Genomic DNA, 18,991 nt, shown 5'->3' with positions numbered 1-18,991 from the left:
GAGGTCGGCCGGTGACGCCCGGACGGTGAACGGTGGCGGGCGGCGGGTTCTCCCCCGCCGCCCCCTCTTTCATCACCCGCCGCTCACGGTTCGCCCGGCTCCGGACAGGACCGGACGGGATCACGAGTCCTTGAGGATCACGAGTCCTTGAGGATCACGAGTCCTTGGGGATCGCGATGAAGGACCATTCATGGGCGTCCGGGAGGTCGCACCGCCCGATCATGAGCTCGTTGTCGTCGTTGGTGCCCTGCTGGTTGTCCGGGCCGTTCTGAGTCGACTTCAGGCAGAGGTCGTTGCTCGCGTAGTTGCGGATCAAGTAGTGGTCGTCGCGCTGCTTGTCGAGCCACCACAGCTGGTTGTCGGCCTTGGTGCCGTCGCAGGTGAACTCGGCGAGCCCGGTGCCGGCCGGCCTGGGGCCCATCTCCCCCAGGTCCATGCAGAGGCGGTCCTTGATGTTGCGCATCTGGAAGAGGCTGTTGTTGTTCGGGCCGCCGTGCGGGTAGCGCACCTCCAGGTCCCAGATCTGGTTGTCCGCGTCCGTGGGGTTGCAGTCGTTCTCGATGACCCAGCCGTCGATCTGGCCCTTGTCCCGCCCGGGGAGTTCGGCGCAGAGCTTTGTCCCGTCGTTCTTGATCAGCACGTGTTTGGCGTTCGCCGGATCGGGCTTCTTCTTGGGTGCGCCGCCTCCGCCTCCGCCTCCGCCGCCTCCGTTTCCACCGCCGCTGTTGCCGGCGTCCGGGTTGGGAGCGGACGGGGAGGGCGGCGGGGGCTCGCTGGCCGCGGGCGGCGGCAGACTCGGCGTGGGGGTCGGGGCGGGGATGGCACCTGCCTGCTCGACCTTCGCCACGGCGCGGGTGGCGACGGTGGGCTTGTGCGTGAACCAGTACATGACGAAGACGATGGCGATGGCCATGAAGATCGCGAAGACGGTGGCGAGCCAGCGGGGGAGTACGCCGCGTTGGACGTAGAGGCCGTCGACGTCGTGGGGTTTGGTACCGGAGCGCTGGATGGCGAGGCGGTAGGGGCGGTCCTGTTTGCGGCCGAACCAGGTGATCTGGCGGGGGCGGAGGGTGGCGCGTACGAAGGCGGCGCGGCCGGGTTCGATCTGGACGTTGGCCGGGAGGATCTCGTACGAGAGCTGGTCACCGTTCTCGCTGCCGTTGACCGAGGCGGTGAGCTTGGTGTTGCCGAGGTTGTCGATCGCGAGCTTGGGGCGTCCGCGGAATCGGCCCTTGACGGTGTGGGGGACGAGTTCGGCGCGGATTTCGGAGAAGGGGGTGATGGTGACGTTGCCCTCGGGGACGGTGGTCGCCTCGGGGTGTTCGGTGGGGATGACCTGGACGCCGTACGGGTTGGGTCCGGCGATGGCGTCGGGGGTGCGTGGCGGGGCGAACGTGAGGTCCACGGTGCCGGTGGTGCCGGGGAAAAGTCGGATGGTCGGCGGTTCGACGGTCACGTACGGGGCCAGGTCACCGACGGGTACGCACCGGTACTCGTCGACGACGTCGCCCGTGTTGCGCAGCCGTAGCCGCACGGTGGCCGTACTGCCCGGGTCCACCGTGGTGGAAGCAGGCTCCAGAGAAGTCCAGATGCTCACGCGCCGGACACTAGTCAGCGCCATGATGCCCTGTCACCAGGCTGCGGGGCAGGACCATTGCCCCGGGCGGCATTTCCGGCTGCCCTTCGTGGCCGTCACGGGCACCGGTCGCGGCTCCACGGGCACCGGTTGTGGCTCCCGGGGGCAGCCGCACCGGGCAGCGGCCCGTGTCCGTGCGGACACCCTCGGTCCGGGCGGCCGGACCGAGGGTCGTGGGGACAGTATCGGGTGACGAGGGGGACAGCAACGGGTGACAAGAAGGCATCTGCCTGTAATCATCTGGCCGTTCACCCGTTGCCGCACCGTCACCGTGCGGGACCGCGCCACGGATCGGCGGCGGCCCCGCGAGCGCCCGGCTGCCCATCGGGGCATTCGCCATGCCCTCGGATAGGTACCGGCGGACGTTTCGTCGCCGGTTCCGGTCCCGCAGGGTGGAGAGCAGGTCGTGTCTCGTACCCCGAGGAGAGCTGAGAATGCCGTCTTACCTGTCACCAGGTGTGTACGTGGAGGAGGTGGCCAGCGGCTCCCGTCCGATCGAGGGGGTGGGCACCTCGGTCGCCGCCTTTGTCGGTCTCGCGCCCGTTGGGCCGCTGAACGAGCCGACGCTGGTGACCAACTGGACGCAGTACGTCGCGTCGTTCGGTGAGTTCACCGACGGCTATTACCTGGCGCACTCGGTCTACGGTTTCTTCAACAACGGCGGCTCGGCCGCCTATGTGGTCCGCGTCGGTGGAACCCCCGGCGGGATTCCCGGCGAGGAGGAGCAGAGCCCCGCGGCCGTCGCAGGACGTCGCGCGCCGGCCGCGCTGCCGCCGGGCGAGCCGAAGCAGCTCGGCACCTTCGCCGTGTCGGCGATCGCGCCCGGCGAGAGCGGCTCCATCAGCGTCGAGGTCGCGGACTCCGAGGGGCCCGCCGACCGCTTCAAGCTGATCGTCAAGGACGGCGAGAAGGTCGCGGAGTCCTTCGACGTGTCGGCCAAGAAGGGCAACCGCAACTACGTTGTCACGCAGGTCAAGGAGCGCTCGAAGCTGATCCTCCTCCAGGAGGACGCCGCTGCCGCGCAGGTCGCCAGGCCGGACAACCAGACGGTCGCGCTCGCCGCGCCGCCCGCCGCCCCGGCCACCCCGGCCCCCGTGGAGCAGCAGCAGACCGAGCAGGTGCGGATCGGCGACTACCTCGGCGACTCCGCCGACCGGACCGGCTTCGGCGGTCTTGAAGCGGTCGACGAGATCTCGATGGTCGCGGTCCCCGACCTGATGGCCGCCTACCAGCGCGGCGCCATCGACCTGGAGGCCGTCAAGGCCGTCCAGCTCGGTCTGATCGCGCACTGCGAGCTGATGGGCGACCGGCTGGCCGTCATCGACCCGCCGCCCGGCCTCAACGCCCGCCAGATCCGTGTCTGGCGCCAGGAGACCGCGGGTTACGACTCCAAGTACGCGGCCCTGTACTACCCGTGGATCAAGGTCTTCGACCCGGCGGGCGGCCAGACCCGGCTGATCCCGCCGAGCGGTCACGTCTCCGGCATCTGGGCCCGCAACGACTTCGAGCGCGGTGTGCACAAGGCGCCGGCCAACGAGGTCGTACGTGGCGCGGTGGACCTGGAGATGCAGATCACCCGCGGTGAGCAGGACCTGCTCAACCCGCTCGGCATCAACTGCATCAGGGCCTTCCCCGGCCGCGGTATCCGGATCTGGGGTGCGCGCACCCTCTCCTCCGACCCGGCCTGGCGCTACCTGAACGTCCGCCGGTACTTCAACTACCTGGAGGAGTCGATCCTCACAGGTACCCAGTGGGTCGTCTTCGAGCCGAACGACCAGGCTCTCTGGGCCAGGATCCGGCGGAACATCTCCGCCTTCATGGTGACTGAGTGGCGCAACGGCGCACTCTTCGGCGCTACGCCGGAGGACGCCTACTACGTGAAGTGCGACGCCGAGACCAACCCGCCGGAGTCGGTGGACCTCGGCCGTGTCATCTGCGAGATCGGTGTCTCACCGGTCAAGCCGGCCGAGTTCGTGATCTTCAGGCTGGCCCAGTTCTCCAGCGGTGGCGGAGAGCTGGAGGAGTAGCAGCGCCCGGACCCGGCGGCCAGGACCTGGCCGCCGGGTCCGGACCGCGCACCACCGGGCGCCCGCCCGCCACGGCCATCGGAGTCAGGGCGGACGGCACCGGTACCAGCACCACCGGCACTACCGACACCACGGACAGCGCGAACAGAAGGAACAGCGTCCATGAGCCTCATGCCTGGCGATTCGCTCACTTCACATAATTTCGGCCTTCAGATCGACGGCGTCATGGTCGAGTACCTCCAGGAGGTCAACGGCCTGGACATGACGCAGGACGTCATCGAGTTCCAGCAGGTCTCTTCGAACGGCCAGCCCATCACCAAGAAGCTGCCCGGCGTGAAGAAGGCGGGGGAGGCCACGGTCGTCCGCGGCATGACCCAGTCCAAGTCCTTCAACGACTGGATCAACGCCTCCGTACGCGGTGACATGGGTTCGGCCCGTAAGAACGCCTCCATCATCGTGATGGACTACCAGAACAGCCCCGTGAAGCGTTACCACCTCCGCAACGCCTGGTGCAGCAAGGTCTCGGCCAGCACGGTCAAGGCCGGCGAGGCCTCGGCCCTCACCGAGACCGTCACGATCACCTACGAAGAAATGATCATGGAGTAATGCGCAGGGGAGCAGTTGCCCAGCCCGCGCCCGCTGCCGCTTCGGTCACTCCCGAGGCGGCGGCCCCGGTCGCGGTACCGGCCGAACCACCTCCCGCACGCCGGGAGTTGCGCACCGAGTTCGCCTTCGAGCTGCCGCGCGGCTACGTGGACGAGGCGGGGAACGTACACCGCGAAGGTGTGATGCGCCTGGCCACCGCACGGGACGAGCTGATCCCGCTGCGGGACATACGGGTGCAGGAGAACCCCGCGTATCTGTCCGTCGTCCTGCTCGGCCGGGTCATCACCCGGCTGGGCAGCGTGACGCACATGCACGACGGCGTGGTGGAGAACATGTTCGCCTCCGACCTCGCGTTCCTGCAGGACTTCTACCGTCAGGTCAACGCCGAGGGCCACACCAGGGCCGGCGTGACCTGTCCGCACTGCGAGCAGCCGTTCGAGGTCGAACTCGGCGGGAGCCGCCTGGGGGAATCGTGACGTACGCGACCGAACGTGTCCACGAGGAGATCGCGTACATCGCCTACCACTTCCACTGGAGCCTGGAGGACATCCTGGACCTCGAACACCGCGACCGGCGCCAGTATGCAGAGCAGATCGCCACGCTCGTGACCCGCGCGTCGGCGGAGCGGTAAGGAGGCGGGAGCACCGTCATGGGATTCCTCGACCGGCTTCGGGGCCGTACGGACACGAGCTCGGACACGTCTGCGCGCAACGCTCAGGCGCCCTCCGGCCCGGCACCTTCCGGCCCGGTTTCTTCCGGCCCGGCTTCTTCTACGCCGACGCAGGCCGCGCCGGTCGCGGTGGGGGCTTCCGGGCGCGACTGGAACAACCTGCCCGAGATCCAGCGGGCGACCGACCGCACGGCGGGGCACGCCGTGGCGACCGCCGACTTCGCCTCCCGGCTCGCCACTTGGCAGAACCCGTCCTTCTCGGGGTCGCTCTCGCACGCCGTGCTCGACGGCGCTCCCGGCGGGCTGCTCCGTGACGCCCTGACGCCCGCGGCCGCTCCTTCCGGGGCCGGCTTCGGGCTGCCCGCGCTGTCGCTGCCGGTCGCGGCGTTCGATGACGGCGCCGACCTCGCGGACGCGGGGCCCAGCCCGTACGAGGGTTCCGGCCTGCTGCCGGGCTCGCCGGTCCAGCGGGCGGTCGCCGCCGCGCGCCCCGCCGGTCCTCGCGTCGCGCCCGTACAGAAGGCTGCGAGCCGCCGGGCTCCGCTGACGAAGGCGGCTCCGCCTGCGGTGCAGCGGCGGGTGCTGCCTGCTTCGGCAGCCCGTCCGGCGCAGGCGGGTGAGCCTCCCGCCAGGGAGGCGGAATCTCCGGCTCCGGCCAGGTCTGAGTCTTCGTCTGCTGAGTCTCCCAGGGCGGTTGGCGCTCCTGGGGCTCCTGCGTCTGCCAGGACTCCCGCGTCTTCCGAGGCTTCTCGGCCCTCCGGGGCTTCTCGGCCCTCCGGGGCTTCGCCCGTCCCCGCTCCGGGTCCGGGTCCGGGTCCGGCGGGGGGCGTCGACCCTGGTGCGCGCCCCGTCCAGCGCGCGAGCACTGCGGCCCGGCCCCCGGCGCGGGGTGCCGCCGGCCCCGCCGCTTCCGGGCAGGCCGGGGACGTGCCGGGAAGCGCGGCAGCAACGTCGGGAGCACCGGTACGACGGTCAGCGCCCGCGCCGTCCACGCCTGTGCCGTCCACGTCCGCGCCGTCCACGCCTGTGCCGTCCACGTCCGCGCCGTCCACGCCTGTGCCGTCCACGCCTGCGCGGCCTCCCGTACAGCTGTCGAAGTCGAAATCTCCGTCGAAGTTGCCGTCCCGGCCTGCCGGTTCGGCTGGTTCGTCTCCGGCTGCGGCGCCGTCAGGTCCGGCGGGTTCGGCGGGGCCTGTGCCGTCCTCCGCGCCGTCCGTGCCGCCCGCTGGTCCTGTCGGGCCGGTTGCCGGGGGCGCAGTGCCGAGGAGCACGCCCACGCCCGATGAGGCCGGCGTCAGTGGTACGGAACCGACCGGGAGCCCCGCGGCGGGAAGTGCCGTGCCGGAACGTGACGTTCAGCGGTCCATGGCTCCCGATCGTGCGGTAAGGGCGCAGACCGGTCCCGCCGCCGTTCAGCGCGCGGCGACCCAGGGGCCCGGCCGCGCCTCCGGGCTCGGTGCGCCGGTACGGAGTGGTGCGGGGGGCGGCCCGGGAGTGCCCGAGACGCCACAGCCGGTCCGCTCCAGCAGGCTCGGGCCGCCCACGTCGGCCCCGGAGCCGCAGCGTTCGACGCCGTCCGGCCCGCCGGTCGAGGCTTCCCGGCCCCAGTCCCAGGCCCGGCCTCAGGGCCGGCCGAAGGCCCAGAGCCCGGCTGACTCCCAGCCCCAGTCGCAATCGTCGTCCGTCCCCGTACAGAAGCGTGCGACCGGGAGCGGAAGCGGGGCCACCGGGACCGGCAGCGGGGCCGGCACTGCGGCCACGCCCGCCTCGCCGTCCTCCGCTCCCCGTCGCAGGCCGCTGCTCGGCGCGCCGCTGGCCGGGCCGCCGGACGGGGCTCGGCCGGTCGGGGGCGAGGTGAAGGGGCCAACTCCGTTGCAGCGTAAGCAGGGAGGCGCTCCGGGTGGCAATGCTGTTCCGGCGCCCGTACAGCGGTCGGCCACGTCCTCCGCTGCTCCGGCTCCGAGCCGTCAGGATGCCGGATCCGCCGGGAGCGGCGTGGGGGGCGCGGAGGTCGTAGCGCCAGCACCCGCGTCCGCACCGGCGCCCCCGTCCATGTCCGCTTCCACGCCCCCCTCCGCAGCTGTACCGGTTGGCCGGGCAGCCGCCGACGCGCCTTCAACCCCCGCCCCCGGCAACGATGTCGGGCCGGTAGCGGCCCCCCGGGTCGTGCAGCGCGCCGCCGGTGGGCCGACCCCCGCCGCCACCGCGCCGCCGGAGCGCCGGACCCCCAGTGCGCCCCGTCCGGCCGTACGCCCTCTGGCGTCAGCCCGCGCCGTGCGGCCGCCGGCCGAGCCGTCGGGCGCCGTGCAGCGTCGGAGCGCTCCGGGCGCCGCCGCCCCGCTCCGCTCCGTCGCGCCCGAAACGCGAGTCCCGGAACTCGCAGTCCCGGAACTCGCAGTCCCGGAACTCGCAGCCCCGGGCTTCCCTGTGCCGGGCCGCTCTGTCCCTTCCCTCCCTGTCCCGGCTCTCCCGTTGCCGGATGACCGCTCGGTGTCCGGCACTGCGCCGGCCGTCCAGCGTTCCGCCGCGCCCGGTATGCCCGTACCGCACGCCATGCCGGAGCCGAACCGTGCCCCGGTGCCGGAGCCGAACCGCGCCCCGGCGCCGGAGCCGAACCGGGCCCCGGCGCCCGGGAGTTCCGCAGCGGCTCACCCCGTGGTCCGGCCCACCCGCTCGGGTGAGCCGGTGGTCCAGCGCCGCGCCGTGTCCCTGCCGGGATCCGGTGGGACCGCACCGCTGGGCAGCGCGGCCGCTGCGGCCGACGTGCCTGCTGCGGGCGCCGCTACGACTCCCGTGGTTCGTCCCGTTCAGCGCTCGGCCGGTCTGTCGGGCCCGGTGCCTTCGGTGGCTCTTCCCGGTGGTCCGTCCGCCCGGCAGTCCGCCCAGCAGTCCGCCGCAGTGCCGGTGCCGCAGGCCCTGCAGCGCGCATCGGTTCCGGGCGGCCCCGTGACTCCCGTACCGCTGGGACCGGCGGCCGTGAGCCGTGCCCCGGACTCCGTCCGCCAGGAAGGTGCTCCGGCACGGCACGGCGTCGACGGCCTCGGGGCCGGCGGTGTCGCCCAGGCCCTCACATCCCTGCCCGTGCAGCGCGCGGCCGCTCCACAGAGCACCCAGAGCACACCCTCCGCACCCACCGCACCGGCCATGCCCGCACCGCCGGCCCCGCTCACGGCCCGGACCACGCTGCCCACGCCGGGGGCCGTACCGGTACCGGACGCCGCAGGGCGCCAGGCCGCCACGCGCGTGGTCGGTCTCGGCAGTGCGTCCGCCGGGCCCGCGTCCGCCGCGCTGCCGGTGCAGCGGGCGCCAGGCGGCCCTCCCGCACTGGTCAAGCCATCCGTGCCCGCGCCGCCGCAGCTTTCGGCCGTCAATGTCACTGCCCACAGCACATCGGGCGGCAGCGGCAACGGCGGCAGTGGCAGCGGCAACGGCGGTGGAGGCGCACCTCCGCCCCCGTACACCGAGCGGCCCGACAGCCCCCCGCCGTACAGTGCGGTTCCGCCGATCCTCAACAATGGTCCCCGCTGCGACGGTTCCACCGAGGCGTCCGGGAACAGGTTCGACGCACGGGAGTTGTCCGACGGCCAGGTGGACGAGCTCACCCACCGGTTGATGGGCCCGCTCACCCGGCTGCTGAGGACGGAGCTGCGCATGGACCGTGAACGGATCGGCAGACTCCGGGACCCCCGGCGCTGACGGCGACAGCAACCGCACCACTGAGGACCACAGCACCACCCGGCAGCACAGCAGCACCGCACCACCCGCACCGACCCGCAGGAAGGAAAGCCGCACCCGATGCCCCAGGACCAGGATCCCGGCTCCACCATCTTCTTCAGCCTGTCCATCGACGGAGAGAGCCTGGGCACGTTCAACGGCTGCGAAGGGCTCTCCTCCCAGGTGGAGATCGAGCAGCGGCAGGAGGGCGGCAACAACGGCTTCGTCTGGCAGTTGCCGTCCCGGGTCACTTTCTCCAACATCACGCTGACCCGCCCGCTCACCCCGGACACCTCGAAGGTCGCGGCCTGGATCTCCTCCATCACCACCGGTGTCACCCGGCCCACCGCGCAGATCTCCGCGCTGCGCGCCGACGGTTCGCTGGTGGCCCGCTGGGGACTGATCGATGTGCTGCCGGTGAGCTGGCGGGGTCCGTCGCTGAACCCGTCGAACCCTTCGGTGGCCGTCGAGACGCTGGAGATCACCCACCACGGATTCACGGACTAGGGGGCAGCGCAGATGGCGAGCACCGGAGGCAAGGGCGGTAAGGGCGGCGCGGGCAAGAGCCTGGTACGTGCGACGCTCGCGATCCACCAGCCGCCCGTCGGCTACAGCACCACGCCGGGCGGGCTGATCCGCACGTTCAACTTCGACTTCAACCCGTCCCAGCTGGCGCTGAGCCGCCGCGCCCAGTGGAAGACGACCCCCACGGCGGCGGTGCGCGACGGCGCTGTGCCGGAGTTCATGGGGCCCGAACCCCGTGAGATGACCGTCGAGGTGTTCCTGGACACCTCGGACGAGCCGGACAGCAACGACGTCCGCAAGAACGTCGAAGCGCTCTTCTCCTGCTGCGAGGTCACCTCGGCCAGCATCGCGGCGAAGCAGCCGTCGACACCGTGGGTGGTCTTCCAGTGGGGCGCTTTCTCCACCGCGCGCTTCACCGCGTACGTCAGCTCGGTCGACGCCTCGTACAGCCTCTTCAGCACCACGGGTGTCCCGATCCGCGCCACCTGCCAGGTGCATCTGCACGAGATCCCGAGCAAGACCGCCGGGCAGAACCCCACGTCGGGCGCGCTCACCGCACGCCGGGTGCACCGGGTCGTCGCGGGTGACTCGCTCCAGTTCCTCGCCTGGCGCGAGTACGGGGACGCCACCGTCTGGCGGACCATCGCCGAGGCCAACGGCATCGACGACCCGGGGCAGTTGAGCCCGGGCACCGAACTCATGCTCCCCGCCGCCGAAGAGGTCGGCCACTGATGACCAAGATCGGCTACTCCAATGTCCTCCATGTCACCATCGGCGGGGCGCCGTTGACGAAGGAGCTCGCATCGCTCCTCGTCGCCGGGTGGGTCGACTTCGGTGCGGGTGTGCCAGGCTCCTTCCAGCTCACCTTCCGCGACCCCAAGAAGAAGGTGCTCTCCGACTCCGGCGCCGACATCGGCAAAAAGATCGTCATCGCGCCGGTCGCCGACGGCCAGGGGGCCCAGTCCCCGCTGATCACCGGTGAGATCACCGGCCTGGAGGTCGACTACGACGGCACCGGCACCATGACGGTCATCCGTGGCTACGACGGCGGCCACCGGATGCTGCGGCAGCGGCGGGTGGTCGGGTACCGGAACATGACCGCGTCCGACATCGCGCGCAAGCTCGCCGGTCAGGACAGTCTGAAGATCGGCAAGATCGACGCCACGAAGGGCATCTACGAGTACATCACCCAGGCCAACGTCACCGACTGGGACTTCCTGTGCCGGCTCGCCGACGAGAACGAGCGGGTGATGTCCGTCGACTCCGAGGGCGAGTTCCAGTTCGCCAAGGCCGACAAGGCGTCCGGCGCCCCGCCGGTCAGCACGCCGAGTGAGAAGAGCCCGTACGTCCTGGAGTCCGGGGTCGACATCCTGCGCTGCCGCGCCGCTGTCACCTCCGCCGACCAGGTTGCCACCGCCGAGGCGCGCGGCTGGGACGTGACGGCCAAGCGCGACATCGTCGGCAAGTCGCCCGCCACGTCCAACCCGGGGATCTCCATCGGGACCACGCCCGCGAAGGCCAGCAGCAAGTTCGGGCCCGCGACCATCGTCGAGACGGACACCCCGTACGACAAGCAGAACGAGGTGAAGAACGCGGCTTCGGCCCTCGCCGACGACATCACCGCGGCCTTCGCCGAGCTGGAGGTGACGGTCCGCGGCAATCCCAAGCTGCGGCCCGGCGTCCCGGTCGCGCTCGCCGATGTCGGCGACCCGTTCGAGGGCAAGTACACGGTGACCGCCGCCCGCCACTCGTTCGGCGACGGCCGGCACTACGAGACGTTCCTGACGGTCAGCGGCCGCCAGTGGCGTTCGCTGTACGGGCTCACATCGGGCGGCCAGAGCCCGTCGGCCCGGCTGCCCAGCGTCGCCAACGCGCTGGTCACCGACATCAAGGACCCGCTGAAGCAGGGCAGGGTCAAGCTGCGCTTCCCGTGGCTCGACGACACGTACACCAGCGACTGGACCCGTACGGTGCAGTTCGGCGGGTTCAAGGGCGGCGGCATCATCGCGCCCGACGCCGGTGACGAGGTGCTGGTGGGCTTCGACCGGGGCGCCCTGGACCACCCGTTCGTGATCGGCGGCCTCTACAACGGCAAGGACAAGCCGGGCAGCAACGACGTCCAGCCGTACGACCGCACCAGCGGCCGGGCCACCCGCCACACGCTGGCCGACCGCAACCGCAACCGGGTCGACCTGCTCGACGAACGGGTGGGCGGCAAACGCGGGGTCCGTATCAGCAGCGGCGACGACCGGCTTACCATCAACCTGGACCGCACCAAGACCGAGATAACCATCGACAGCAAGGGCTCCGTCACCATCAAGGGCACCCGGTCGGTGTCCGTCGAGGCGGGCAAGGACCTTTCGTTGAAGGCGGGCGGCAAGATCTCGATCAGGAGCGGGGGCATCCTCGACATGCAGGGGTCGATCATCAATGCCAAGGCCGTCGGCGCGTTGAACATGGAAGCGGGAGGCGAGTTGGGCCTGAACGCCGTCGGCCTGGCCACCATCTCCGGTGAGGGCAGCCTCCAGCTCAGCGCGATCGCGAACATCGGCATCAAGGCCGCCACCGTGATGATGGCGGGCGTCGTCACCGCCAACGACCTGCCGGTGGTCTGACATGGCAGAGCAATTCGTCGGCACCGGCTGGGCGTTCCCGCTCCGTATCGGCCCCACCGGTGGCATCGCCATGGTCAGCGGGGAGCGCGAGGTCGAGGAGGCGATCCGGCTCGTCCTCGCCACCGCCCCGGGTGAACGGCCGATGCGCCCCGACTTCGGCTGCGCCATCCACGACATGGTCTTCGCCCCCGTCAACGAGGCGACGGCCGGCCGCATCCAGCACGAGGTGTACGTGAGCCTCGACCGCTGGGAGCCGCGCATCGAGGTGGAGGACGTGGAGGTCAGCGCCGGAGACCAGCAGGGCGTGCTCTTCATCGACGTCCGGTACTCGATCCGCGGCACCAACAACCCGCGCAGCCTGGTCTTCCCGTTCTACGTCATTCCCTCCCACGACGAGCCGTCCTCGGATGCGGGACCGGCCACCGAAAGCGAACGCTGATGGCACTGCCCTCTCCCCACCTCGACGACCGCCGCTTCCAGCAGTTCGTGGATGACGCCAAGCGCTACATCCAGCAGCGCGCCCCGGAGTGGACGGACCACAACGTGTCCGACCCCGGGGTCACGCTCGTCGAAACGGTCGCCCACATGGCCGACCAGATCGTCTACCGGCTCAACCGCGTCCCCGAGAAGAACCACCTCGCCTTCCTCGACCTGATCGGCATCACCCTCTTCCCGCCGTCGGCCGCGCGCACCGACGTCACCTTCTGGCTGTCGGCGCCGCTGGAAGATGCGGTACGGCTGCCCGTGGGCACAGAGGTCGCCACCGCCCGTACGGAGAGCGAGGAGGCCGTCGTCTTCGCCACCGAGCGCGAACTCACCATTTTCTCCTGCGAGTTGGCCTACCTGGTGGTCCACCGCACCGGCGAGACCGCCGTCGACCGTACGGACGAGCTGGCCGAGGGCAAGGACCTGCTCTGCTTCTCCGAGTCGCCGAAGCCCGGTGACTGCCTGATGTTCGGGCTCACTTCGGCCGTGCCGCACTGCGCCGTGGCGCTGACCCTCGACAGCCGCGTCGACGGTGTCGGTGTCGATCCCCGGCAGCCCCCGCTGGTCTGGGAGGCGTGGACCGAGGACGGCTGGACCGCCTGCGAGGTGGACCGGGACGGCACCGGCGGCCTCAACCGCCCCGGCGAGGTCGTCCTGCACATACCCGGTGGCCACACCAGGTCCCGCAGTGGGCGCCGCGAGGCGGGCTGGCTGCGCTGCCGGGTCACCGAACCCGTCACCGGGCAGCCCTTCTACACCACTTCGCCCACCGTGCGGTCGGCCGAGGGGTTCACCATCGGCGGCACCACCGGCGCCGTGCACGCGGAGACCGTGAGCGACGAGGCGCTGGGGGAGTCCACCGGGCTGCCCGGCCAGCGGCTGCGGCTCGCCGCCGCCCCGGTCGTCGGTGACGTACCGCCGCTGAACCTCCAGATCGCCGAGCGCGACGGCTGGACCGACTGGCACGTCGTCCCGCACTTCGCCGCGTCCGGCCCGGACGACCGGCACCTGACGCTCGACGCGGCCACCGGCGAGATCGCCTTCGGCCCCTCCGTACGCGAGGCCGACGGCACCCTGCGCCAGTACGGTGCGGTGCCGCCGAAGGGCGCAGTCATCCGTGCCCGCGCCTACCGGACCGGCGGCGGACGGGCCGGCAACGTCGCACGCGGTGCCGTGCAGGTGCTGCGCAACTCCGTCCCGTACGTCTCCGAGGTCATCAACCGCGAGGCCGCCAGGGGCGGTGTCGACGGGGAGACCGTCGAGGAGGCCAAGGCCCGCGCGCCGATCACGCTTCGCGCCCAGGACCGCGCGGTGACCCTGCGCGACTACGAGGAGCTGGCCCGGCGCGCGGCCCCGGAGACCGCCCGGATCACCTGCCTCGAAGGCGACTCCGACGAGCACGGCGCGCACGCCGTACGTGTCCTGGTCGTGCCGCAGGCGGTGCCGGACCCCGGCGGCTGGCTGCGCTTCGAGCAGCTCGTGCCCGGGGACGCGCTGCTGGAGCGGATCACCCGCTATCTGGACGAGCGGCGGCTGCTGGGCACCCGGCTGGCCGTGGGCCCGCCCTACTACCAGGGCATCACCGTCGTCGCGACCGTGCACGCGTTCCGCGGCGCCGACACCGACAAGGTCAGGCGGCAGGCGCACGAGGCGCTCTACCGGCACCTCGACCCGCTGACCGGCGGCGCCCACGGCACCGGGTGGCCGTTCGGGCGTCCGGTGCAGTCCGGCGAGATATTCGCGGTCCTGCAACGGGTGCCGGGCGTGGAGCTGGTGGACCAGGTGCTGCTGCACCCGGCCGACCCGCTGACCGGCAAGCGCGGCGACGCGACCGAGCGGATCGACCTCGAAGCCCCGGCGCTGGTCTTCTCGTTCGACCACCGGGTCCGGGTCATCGGGGACGGATCATGAGGGGCTCGGTCGACGGCCTTGGCTCCTCGGCGCCGCTGGGCCTGATGCTGCCCGCGGTCTTCGCCGACGACGACCTCGCGCAGCGCTTCGTCGCCGGTCTCGACGAGGTGCTCGCCCCGATCCACAACGTGCTCGACTGCCTCGACTCCTACTTCACCCCGTCGCTGGCGCCCATCGACTTCGCCCGCTGGCTCGGGGACTGGGTCGGCGCCGAGACGGAAGGCGCCGAACGCGCCGGAGGCCCGGAGGGCGAAGCCGTACTCCGGGCCGCCGTGGCCGCCGCCGCCCATCTGCACCGCATCCGTGGCACCCGGCGCGGTCTCGCCGAGGCGGTCCGGCTGACGTTCGGCGTCGAGCCGGTGATCACCGAGAGCGGCGCGGCCGACTGGGACGCCCGCCCGCTCGGGCCCGTCCCCGGCGGCCGGCGTCCGAGCCTGCGCGTGTCGCTGGTGCTGCCCGACCCGGCCCCCGGCGACCAGCACCGGCTGGAGAGCCTCGTAGAAGCCGCACGCCCCGCCCATATGCCCTTCACGGTCCAGGTGACCGCGGCCGAAAGGACCCCCGGCAAATGACCACTCAGCCCCCAGGCGCCGACCCGGGACAAATGCGGGAGCGGACCCGCACATGCGCCGAGTGCGGTACGCCTTCGACTCCCGGCCACTCCTTCTGCGAGGGCTGCGGCGCCGTCCTCAGCTGGTCCCCGGGCGAACGGGCAGCCGCCGCCGCGGACCCGCCCCCGGCCGCTGCGGCCGACGACGACGATGAGCCGAGCACCCTGCCGACCCCGGCCGTACGGGATGGCGGCAGCGCGCGGCAGGACGCACCGGGCACGCCCGGCGCGGGTGACCGTGCGGCGTCGGACGACCGTGGTGCCCAGGGTCCGCCCGCACCGGCCGGCGGGATCCCGTCCCAGGGAGCCCCGAGCCAGGGAGCCCCCTCCCAGGGCGCCCCCGACTACGCGGCCCCGCACAACGCAGGTGCGGCCACCGCGGGCCAGGTCCCCCCGGCGCCCGGCCCTGACGCGCAGGCCCCCGCCTGGGACCCGCACGCCGCGCAGGACGAGGCGGCCCGGGCCGCCGCGGAGGCGGCCGCGAACGAGCGCGCCCGCGCCCTGCTCATCCCGGTCGCCGACCCGGAACGGCGTACGCCGGGGGCACCCACCGTCTCGCCCGTGCTGCCGGGCCGCCCGGAGGCCGCGCGGCCGCTCGTCCAGGGGCCCGCCGCCGCGCCCGACGGCGACGGCGGCTACGGCTGCCCCTGGTGCGGCACCGGCAACCGGCCCGACCGGCACTTCTGCCGCCGCTGCGGTATGAGCATGGCGGAGCGTCCCGAGGGTCCGGCCAGGCTTCCGTGGTGGCGCAGGCTGTTCCGCGGGAACCGCGAGGTGCCGTGGGCCGGTGACCGGCCCAGGCTGCGCAGCGGGTTCGGCTGGATCCTGCGCTGGCTGGCGGGCGCCGCCGCCCTCGGGCTCATCATCTGGGGCGCGCTCAACACCGGCACGGCGGTCCAGGCGATCGGCGACCACTTCGCCAAGCGGGCCCCCCTCACCCCCGACTCCTACAGCGCGTCCAAGTCCTTCACCGGCCACAGCGCGTCGAAGGCGTTCGACGAGCTCAACAACACCTACTGGGAGCCCGGCGTCTCGCAGGACGGCAGGGGCGAGTGGCTCCAGGCCGGCTTCCAGAACCCGGTCCGGCTGCTCGACATCATCATCACCCCCGGCATCTCCATCCAGGCCGCCGACCTCGCGCACTCCGCCCAGCCGCACCGTCTGGACGCGTACATCACCCAGGCGAACGGCAAGATCGCCGAGCGGCACATCAACCTCGACCAGGGCAGCGGCCCGCAGCACATCGAGTTCCGCGTCGGATCGGTCTCCGCGGTCCGCTTCGTCCTGCGTACCGGCTACGGGATCTCGGCCAAGAAGCAGGTCGCGATCGCGGAGGTCGAGTTCTTCGGACGCGCCAGCTCCGGCTCCTCCGACTCCGCTTCCTGAAACGCTCCGTACCAGCACCGACAGCCGTAACAGCACTGAGGCCACCCGGAGCGGTACCGGGTGGCCTCAGTGGTGAGCGGGCAGGGCGAGAGCCCTCAGAGCGTGCCGAGCTTCAGCAGCGACAGCAGCGCGATCAGCTGGATCGACGAGGCGGCCAGCGCCTTCGGCCAGGGCAGGTCGTGCGACTTGCTCACCATGGACGTGAACAGCGCGCCCGCCGCGATCCAGGTCGCCCAGCCGAGCACCTGGACGAAGCCGTTCTCGCCGCCCAGGAAGACCGCGAAGAGCAGCCGCGGTGCGTCCGTGATCGACATGATCAGCATGGAGAGGCCCACGGTCGGCTGCCACGCGCCGTCGCCACCGAGCTGGCGGGCCAGCGTATGGGTCACCACGCCCAGCAGCAGAGCGCCGATGACGAAGGCGACACCGGTCGTCAGGACGTACGGGACGGCGTTGGACAGCGTCGCGTGGACGGCGTCCTCACGGGCCTGGTCGAACCCGAAGAGCGCGAGCAGCCCGTAGATGAACGTGACGGTGAGCGCGGGGCCCCACATCTTGTGGTCGCGCATCTGCCAGAAGGTCGGGCCCGGGCGCATCACGATGCCCCGCAGCAGTTCCTTCCAGTGCAGGCGCGGACCAGCGGGCGGGGCCGCGGTCTGCCCGGCCCGGTAGGTGTTGCCGTCGCCGTACGGGTCCTCGCCGATGCTGAAGGCCTGCGTGTGACCGGGGTTGTCCGCGCTGTTCGCATACGGACCCGCGGGGGGCCCGCCGTACCCGGCCTGCCCGCCCTGGTACGGGTCACCCGGCCCCTGCCCCTGGTACGGCTCTCCGAAGTACTCCGGCTCGCCGTAAGGCTGCTGGGCCTGCGGGGGCCACTGGTGCTGCTGCGCACGCTGAGGCGACGGCTGGGGCGCCGTCGGGCCGCCGTACGGCGGAGGCGGTGCCTGCCTGCCGTACGGCTGCTGCTGCGGTCCCCGCTGCTGCTGCCGCTGCGGGTGCTGTTGCGACGTGCGGTTGTCCCGGCCGCGTCCGATCCTGAATCCAGCCACGCTTTCGAACGTACCTGCTTCCGGTGGGCGGGGTGCCGGACCTGGGAGAACAGGCCGGGCTTTGCGGCCGACCTGTGACATCCCCTAAGGGAGAACCCCCCGGGGCCGGGCGGGGTCAGCCCGCCATTCCGAAGCCCAGCAGAGGAGTACCCGCTGCCGACACCTTGGCCGCGGTCAGGCCGTAGCCCTTGCCGGTGGCGGCCAGCTTCGTGCCGTCCGAGTTGAACGTCACGAGGTAGCCGTCCCCGTTGTTCTCGTGCGGGGTACCGACCGTCAGGTCCGCCTTGCCGTCGTTGTTGGTGTCGGCCAGGTAGATCTCCTCGCCGAAGCCGTCGCCCTTCTCGTTGTCGCCCGGGACGCCGGGGCTGTCCTGGGCCAAGGACTGGGCGCCGGTGGCGGCGAAACCGTCCGTGGAGCCGTAGAGGACGGTCACCATGCCGGCGTCGGCGATGCCGTTCAGGTCCTCGCCGGGGGCGCCCACCACGACGTCGTCCTTGCCGTCGCCGTTGATGTCGCCGAGCGAGAGCTCGTAGCCGAACGCGTCGTTGGTCTCACCAGCTCCGGGGACACCGGGGGAGTCCTGGTTGACCGAGTCCTGGCCGCCGTCCGGGCCGCCCGCGGTGCCGTAGACGACCTTGACGACGCCGCCCTTGTGCGCGCCGGGGATGTCCTTGTCCCAGTGGGCGCCGATCACGATGTCGCCGTAGCCGTCACCGTTGACATCACCGATGTCGGAGATGATGCCCGCCGGAAGCTTCTGGACGCCGGTGCGCGTCAGCCCGGACGCGCTGCCGGGAAGGTAGTAGTTGGCGTTCCACCCCTCCTGGCTGTCGGTCTCGTACCCGTCGACGACGAGGTCCGTGCGGCCGTCGTGGTTCACGTCGCCGGGGGTGAGGTTGTAGAAGTCCGTACCCGGGACCTTCCGAACCGGTGCGGTGACGGCGTAGTGGCCACCGGTGCCGCCCGTTTTCGTGAAGCCGCCGCGGTAGATGTCGACCACGTTCTGGTCGGACCCGATGGCGAGGTCGGCCCTGCCGTCGCCGTTGTAGTCGCCCGCCGCGATGAGCATGCCGAAGTGGTCATGGCTGCCGCCCGACGGGTCCTTGACGTTGGTGCCGCCGGAGAGACCGCCGCTCGTGCCCCAGAGGATGGTGACCGAGCCGCCGTCGACGTCCGAGCCCACGTCCTCGCCGTGCGCGCCGACCGCGAGGTCCGCGTACCCGTCGCCGTTGAAGTCACCGGCCGAGACCGCCCCGGCGAAGGTGTCGTCCTTCTCGGCCGTGCCGGGGACCCCGGCGCTGTCCTGGCTGACCGTCTGGATCTTGGCGGCGCCGGCGCCGGCCTTCGAGCCGTACAGGATGGAGACGGAGCCCGCGCCCGACTTGCCGTTCACGGTGGCGAGCGGCGCGGTCACCGCGATGTCCCGGTAACCGTCGCCGTTGAAGTCCCCCCGGGTGCCCGAGGGCGTGGCCGCGGTGGCGGTGCTCGCGGTGACCACGAGCAGCCCGCCGGTGAGAGCGGCGGCCGCGGCGGTGGCAAGGGCGGTACGGAGCTGTCTGTGCATGCGGGTCTTCTTCTCCTGCGCCATACGGGGTGCGCGGTGCACCGAGTCGGAAGGGGCGCGGACCCCCGTGCCGGAAATGCGGCAATAACCGCTGTGGGTACGGGTGTTCGGCAGAGGGAAGGCCGCCGGTGGGGTCGCATGGTTGTACGGGATGCGGGGGAGATGTGATGCGGGAGTGGCCTCATGGTGAAT

The 18,991-nt window shown here is 71.8% G+C and carries 15 protein-coding genes; 12 read left to right on the top strand and 3 right to left on the bottom strand.

Annotation, left to right across the window (positions count from 1 at the left end; all coding sequences use genetic code 11):
* Positions 1-154: 154 nt before the first annotated feature.
* Entirely contained in the window at positions 155-1,597 is a 1,443-nt protein-coding gene (locus tag OG452_RS16235; RefSeq protein WP_327296313.1) for an RICIN domain-containing protein, read from the bottom strand.
* 473 nt (positions 1,598-2,070) lie between these two features.
* Between OG452_RS16235 and OG452_RS16230 the strand changes: the two genes are divergently transcribed.
* The 12 genes from OG452_RS16230 to OG452_RS16175 all read left to right on the top strand — a co-directional run bounded on the left by OG452_RS16230 (position 2,071) and on the right by OG452_RS16175 (position 16,186).
* The gene (locus OG452_RS16230; RefSeq protein ID WP_327296312.1) at positions 2,071-3,663 is read left to right on the top strand and encodes a phage tail sheath family protein; all 1,593 of its coding nucleotides are present in this window, start codon (positions 2,071-2,073) and stop codon (positions 3,661-3,663) included.
* Positions 3,664-3,825: 162 nt separating this feature from the next.
* Positions 3,826-4,269: a phage tail protein gene (locus OG452_RS16225; protein ID WP_327296311.1), complete on the top strand. Its 444-nt coding sequence runs from the start codon at positions 3,826-3,828 to the stop codon at positions 4,267-4,269.
* Entirely contained in the window at positions 4,269-4,745 is a 477-nt protein-coding gene (locus OG452_RS16220; RefSeq protein WP_327296310.1) for a hypothetical protein, read from the top strand. Before OG452_RS16225 ends, OG452_RS16220 begins: the two co-directional genes overlap by 1 nt.
* A complete protein-coding gene (locus tag OG452_RS16215) occupies positions 4,742-4,900 on the top strand; it encodes a DUF6760 family protein (RefSeq protein WP_327296309.1) in 159 nt (52 codons plus the stop codon). Before OG452_RS16220 ends, OG452_RS16215 begins: the two co-directional genes overlap by 4 nt.
* A gap of 2,529 nt (positions 4,901-7,429) precedes the next feature.
* The gene (locus tag OG452_RS16210; protein ID WP_327296308.1) at positions 7,430-8,635 is read left to right on the top strand and encodes a hypothetical protein; all 1,206 of its coding nucleotides are present in this window, start codon (positions 7,430-7,432) and stop codon (positions 8,633-8,635) included.
* A gap of 99 nt (positions 8,636-8,734) precedes the next feature.
* Positions 8,735-9,160: a phage tail protein gene (locus tag OG452_RS16205; RefSeq protein WP_266855031.1), complete on the top strand. Its 426-nt coding sequence runs from the start codon at positions 8,735-8,737 to the stop codon at positions 9,158-9,160.
* 12 nt (positions 9,161-9,172) lie between these two features.
* The gene (locus tag OG452_RS16200) at positions 9,173-9,910 is read left to right on the top strand and encodes a CIS tube protein (RefSeq protein WP_327296307.1); all 738 of its coding nucleotides are present in this window, start codon (positions 9,173-9,175) and stop codon (positions 9,908-9,910) included.
* Positions 9,910-11,793 carry a VgrG-related protein gene (locus OG452_RS16195; protein ID WP_327296306.1) on the top strand — a complete coding sequence of 628 codons (1,884 nt, stop codon included), beginning with the start codon at positions 9,910-9,912 and terminating at the stop codon, positions 11,791-11,793. Before OG452_RS16200 ends, OG452_RS16195 begins: the two co-directional genes overlap by 1 nt.
* Position 11,794: 1 nt before the next feature.
* Entirely contained in the window at positions 11,795-12,232 is a 438-nt protein-coding gene (locus OG452_RS16190) for a GPW/gp25 family protein (RefSeq protein ID WP_327296305.1), read from the top strand.
* Positions 12,232-14,190: a putative baseplate assembly protein gene (locus OG452_RS16185; protein WP_327296304.1), complete on the top strand. Its 1,959-nt coding sequence runs from the start codon at positions 12,232-12,234 to the stop codon at positions 14,188-14,190. Before OG452_RS16190 ends, OG452_RS16185 begins: the two co-directional genes overlap by 1 nt.
* Entirely contained in the window at positions 14,187-14,762 is a 576-nt protein-coding gene (locus tag OG452_RS16180) for a phage tail protein (RefSeq protein WP_327296303.1), read from the top strand. The genes OG452_RS16185 and OG452_RS16180 overlap by 4 nt, the downstream gene beginning before the upstream one ends.
* Positions 14,759-16,186, top strand: coding sequence for an NADase-type glycan-binding domain-containing protein (locus tag OG452_RS16175; RefSeq protein ID WP_327296302.1), 1,428 nt, complete (start codon positions 14,759-14,761; stop codon positions 16,184-16,186). Before OG452_RS16180 ends, OG452_RS16175 begins: the two co-directional genes overlap by 4 nt.
* Positions 16,187-16,281: 95 nt before the next feature.
* On the opposite strand, the gene OG452_RS16170 is transcribed toward OG452_RS16175, so the two are convergent.
* Together OG452_RS16170 and OG452_RS16165 are read right to left on the bottom strand one after the other, a co-directional pair.
* The gene (locus OG452_RS16170; protein WP_327296301.1) at positions 16,282-17,235 is read right to left on the bottom strand and encodes a Yip1 family protein; all 954 of its coding nucleotides are present in this window, start codon (positions 17,233-17,235) and stop codon (positions 16,282-16,284) included.
* Between the two features lie 115 nt (positions 17,236-17,350).
* Positions 17,351-18,799, bottom strand: a complete 1,449-nt coding sequence (locus tag OG452_RS16165) for an FG-GAP-like repeat-containing protein (protein ID WP_327296300.1) — start codon at positions 18,797-18,799, stop codon at positions 17,351-17,353.
* Positions 18,800-18,991: the final 192 nt, after the last annotated feature.

The sequence above is a fragment of the Streptomyces sp. NBC_01197 genome (assembly GCF_036010505.1).
GTDB lineage: Bacteria > Actinomycetota > Actinomycetes > Streptomycetales > Streptomycetaceae > Streptomyces.
The sequence above is the reverse complement of the archived record's forward strand: the minus strand, read 5'-3'. Positions and strand labels throughout refer to the sequence as shown.

What these genes read in the sequence shown, in the direction of transcription:
- OG452_RS16230 (WP_327296312.1), top strand. Translation starts at nt 2,071, where the DNA reads ATGCCGTCTTACCTGTCACCAGGTGTGTACGTGGAGGAGGTGGCCAGC.
- OG452_RS16225 (WP_327296311.1), top strand. Translation starts at nt 3,826, where the DNA reads ATGAGCCTCATGCCTGGCGATTCGCTCACTTCACATAATTTCGGCCTT.
- OG452_RS16220 (WP_327296310.1), top strand. Translation starts at nt 4,269, where the DNA reads ATGCGCAGGGGAGCAGTTGCCCAGCCCGCGCCCGCTGCCGCTTCGGTC.
- OG452_RS16205 (WP_266855031.1), top strand. Translation starts at nt 8,735, where the DNA reads ATGCCCCAGGACCAGGATCCCGGCTCCACCATCTTCTTCAGCCTGTCC.
- OG452_RS16200 (WP_327296307.1), top strand. Translation starts at nt 9,173, where the DNA reads ATGGCGAGCACCGGAGGCAAGGGCGGTAAGGGCGGCGCGGGCAAGAGC.
- OG452_RS16195 (WP_327296306.1), top strand. Translation starts at nt 9,910, where the DNA reads ATGACCAAGATCGGCTACTCCAATGTCCTCCATGTCACCATCGGCGGG.
- OG452_RS16190 (WP_327296305.1), top strand. Translation starts at nt 11,795, where the DNA reads ATGGCAGAGCAATTCGTCGGCACCGGCTGGGCGTTCCCGCTCCGTATC.
- OG452_RS16185 (WP_327296304.1), top strand. Translation starts at nt 12,232, where the DNA reads ATGGCACTGCCCTCTCCCCACCTCGACGACCGCCGCTTCCAGCAGTTC.
- OG452_RS16180 (WP_327296303.1), top strand. Translation starts at nt 14,187, where the DNA reads ATGAGGGGCTCGGTCGACGGCCTTGGCTCCTCGGCGCCGCTGGGCCTG.
- OG452_RS16175 (WP_327296302.1), top strand. Translation starts at nt 14,759, where the DNA reads ATGACCACTCAGCCCCCAGGCGCCGACCCGGGACAAATGCGGGAGCGG.
- OG452_RS16165 (WP_327296300.1), bottom strand. Translation starts at nt 18,799, where the DNA reads ATGCACAGACAGCTCCGTACCGCCCTTGCCACCGCCGCGGCCGCCGCT.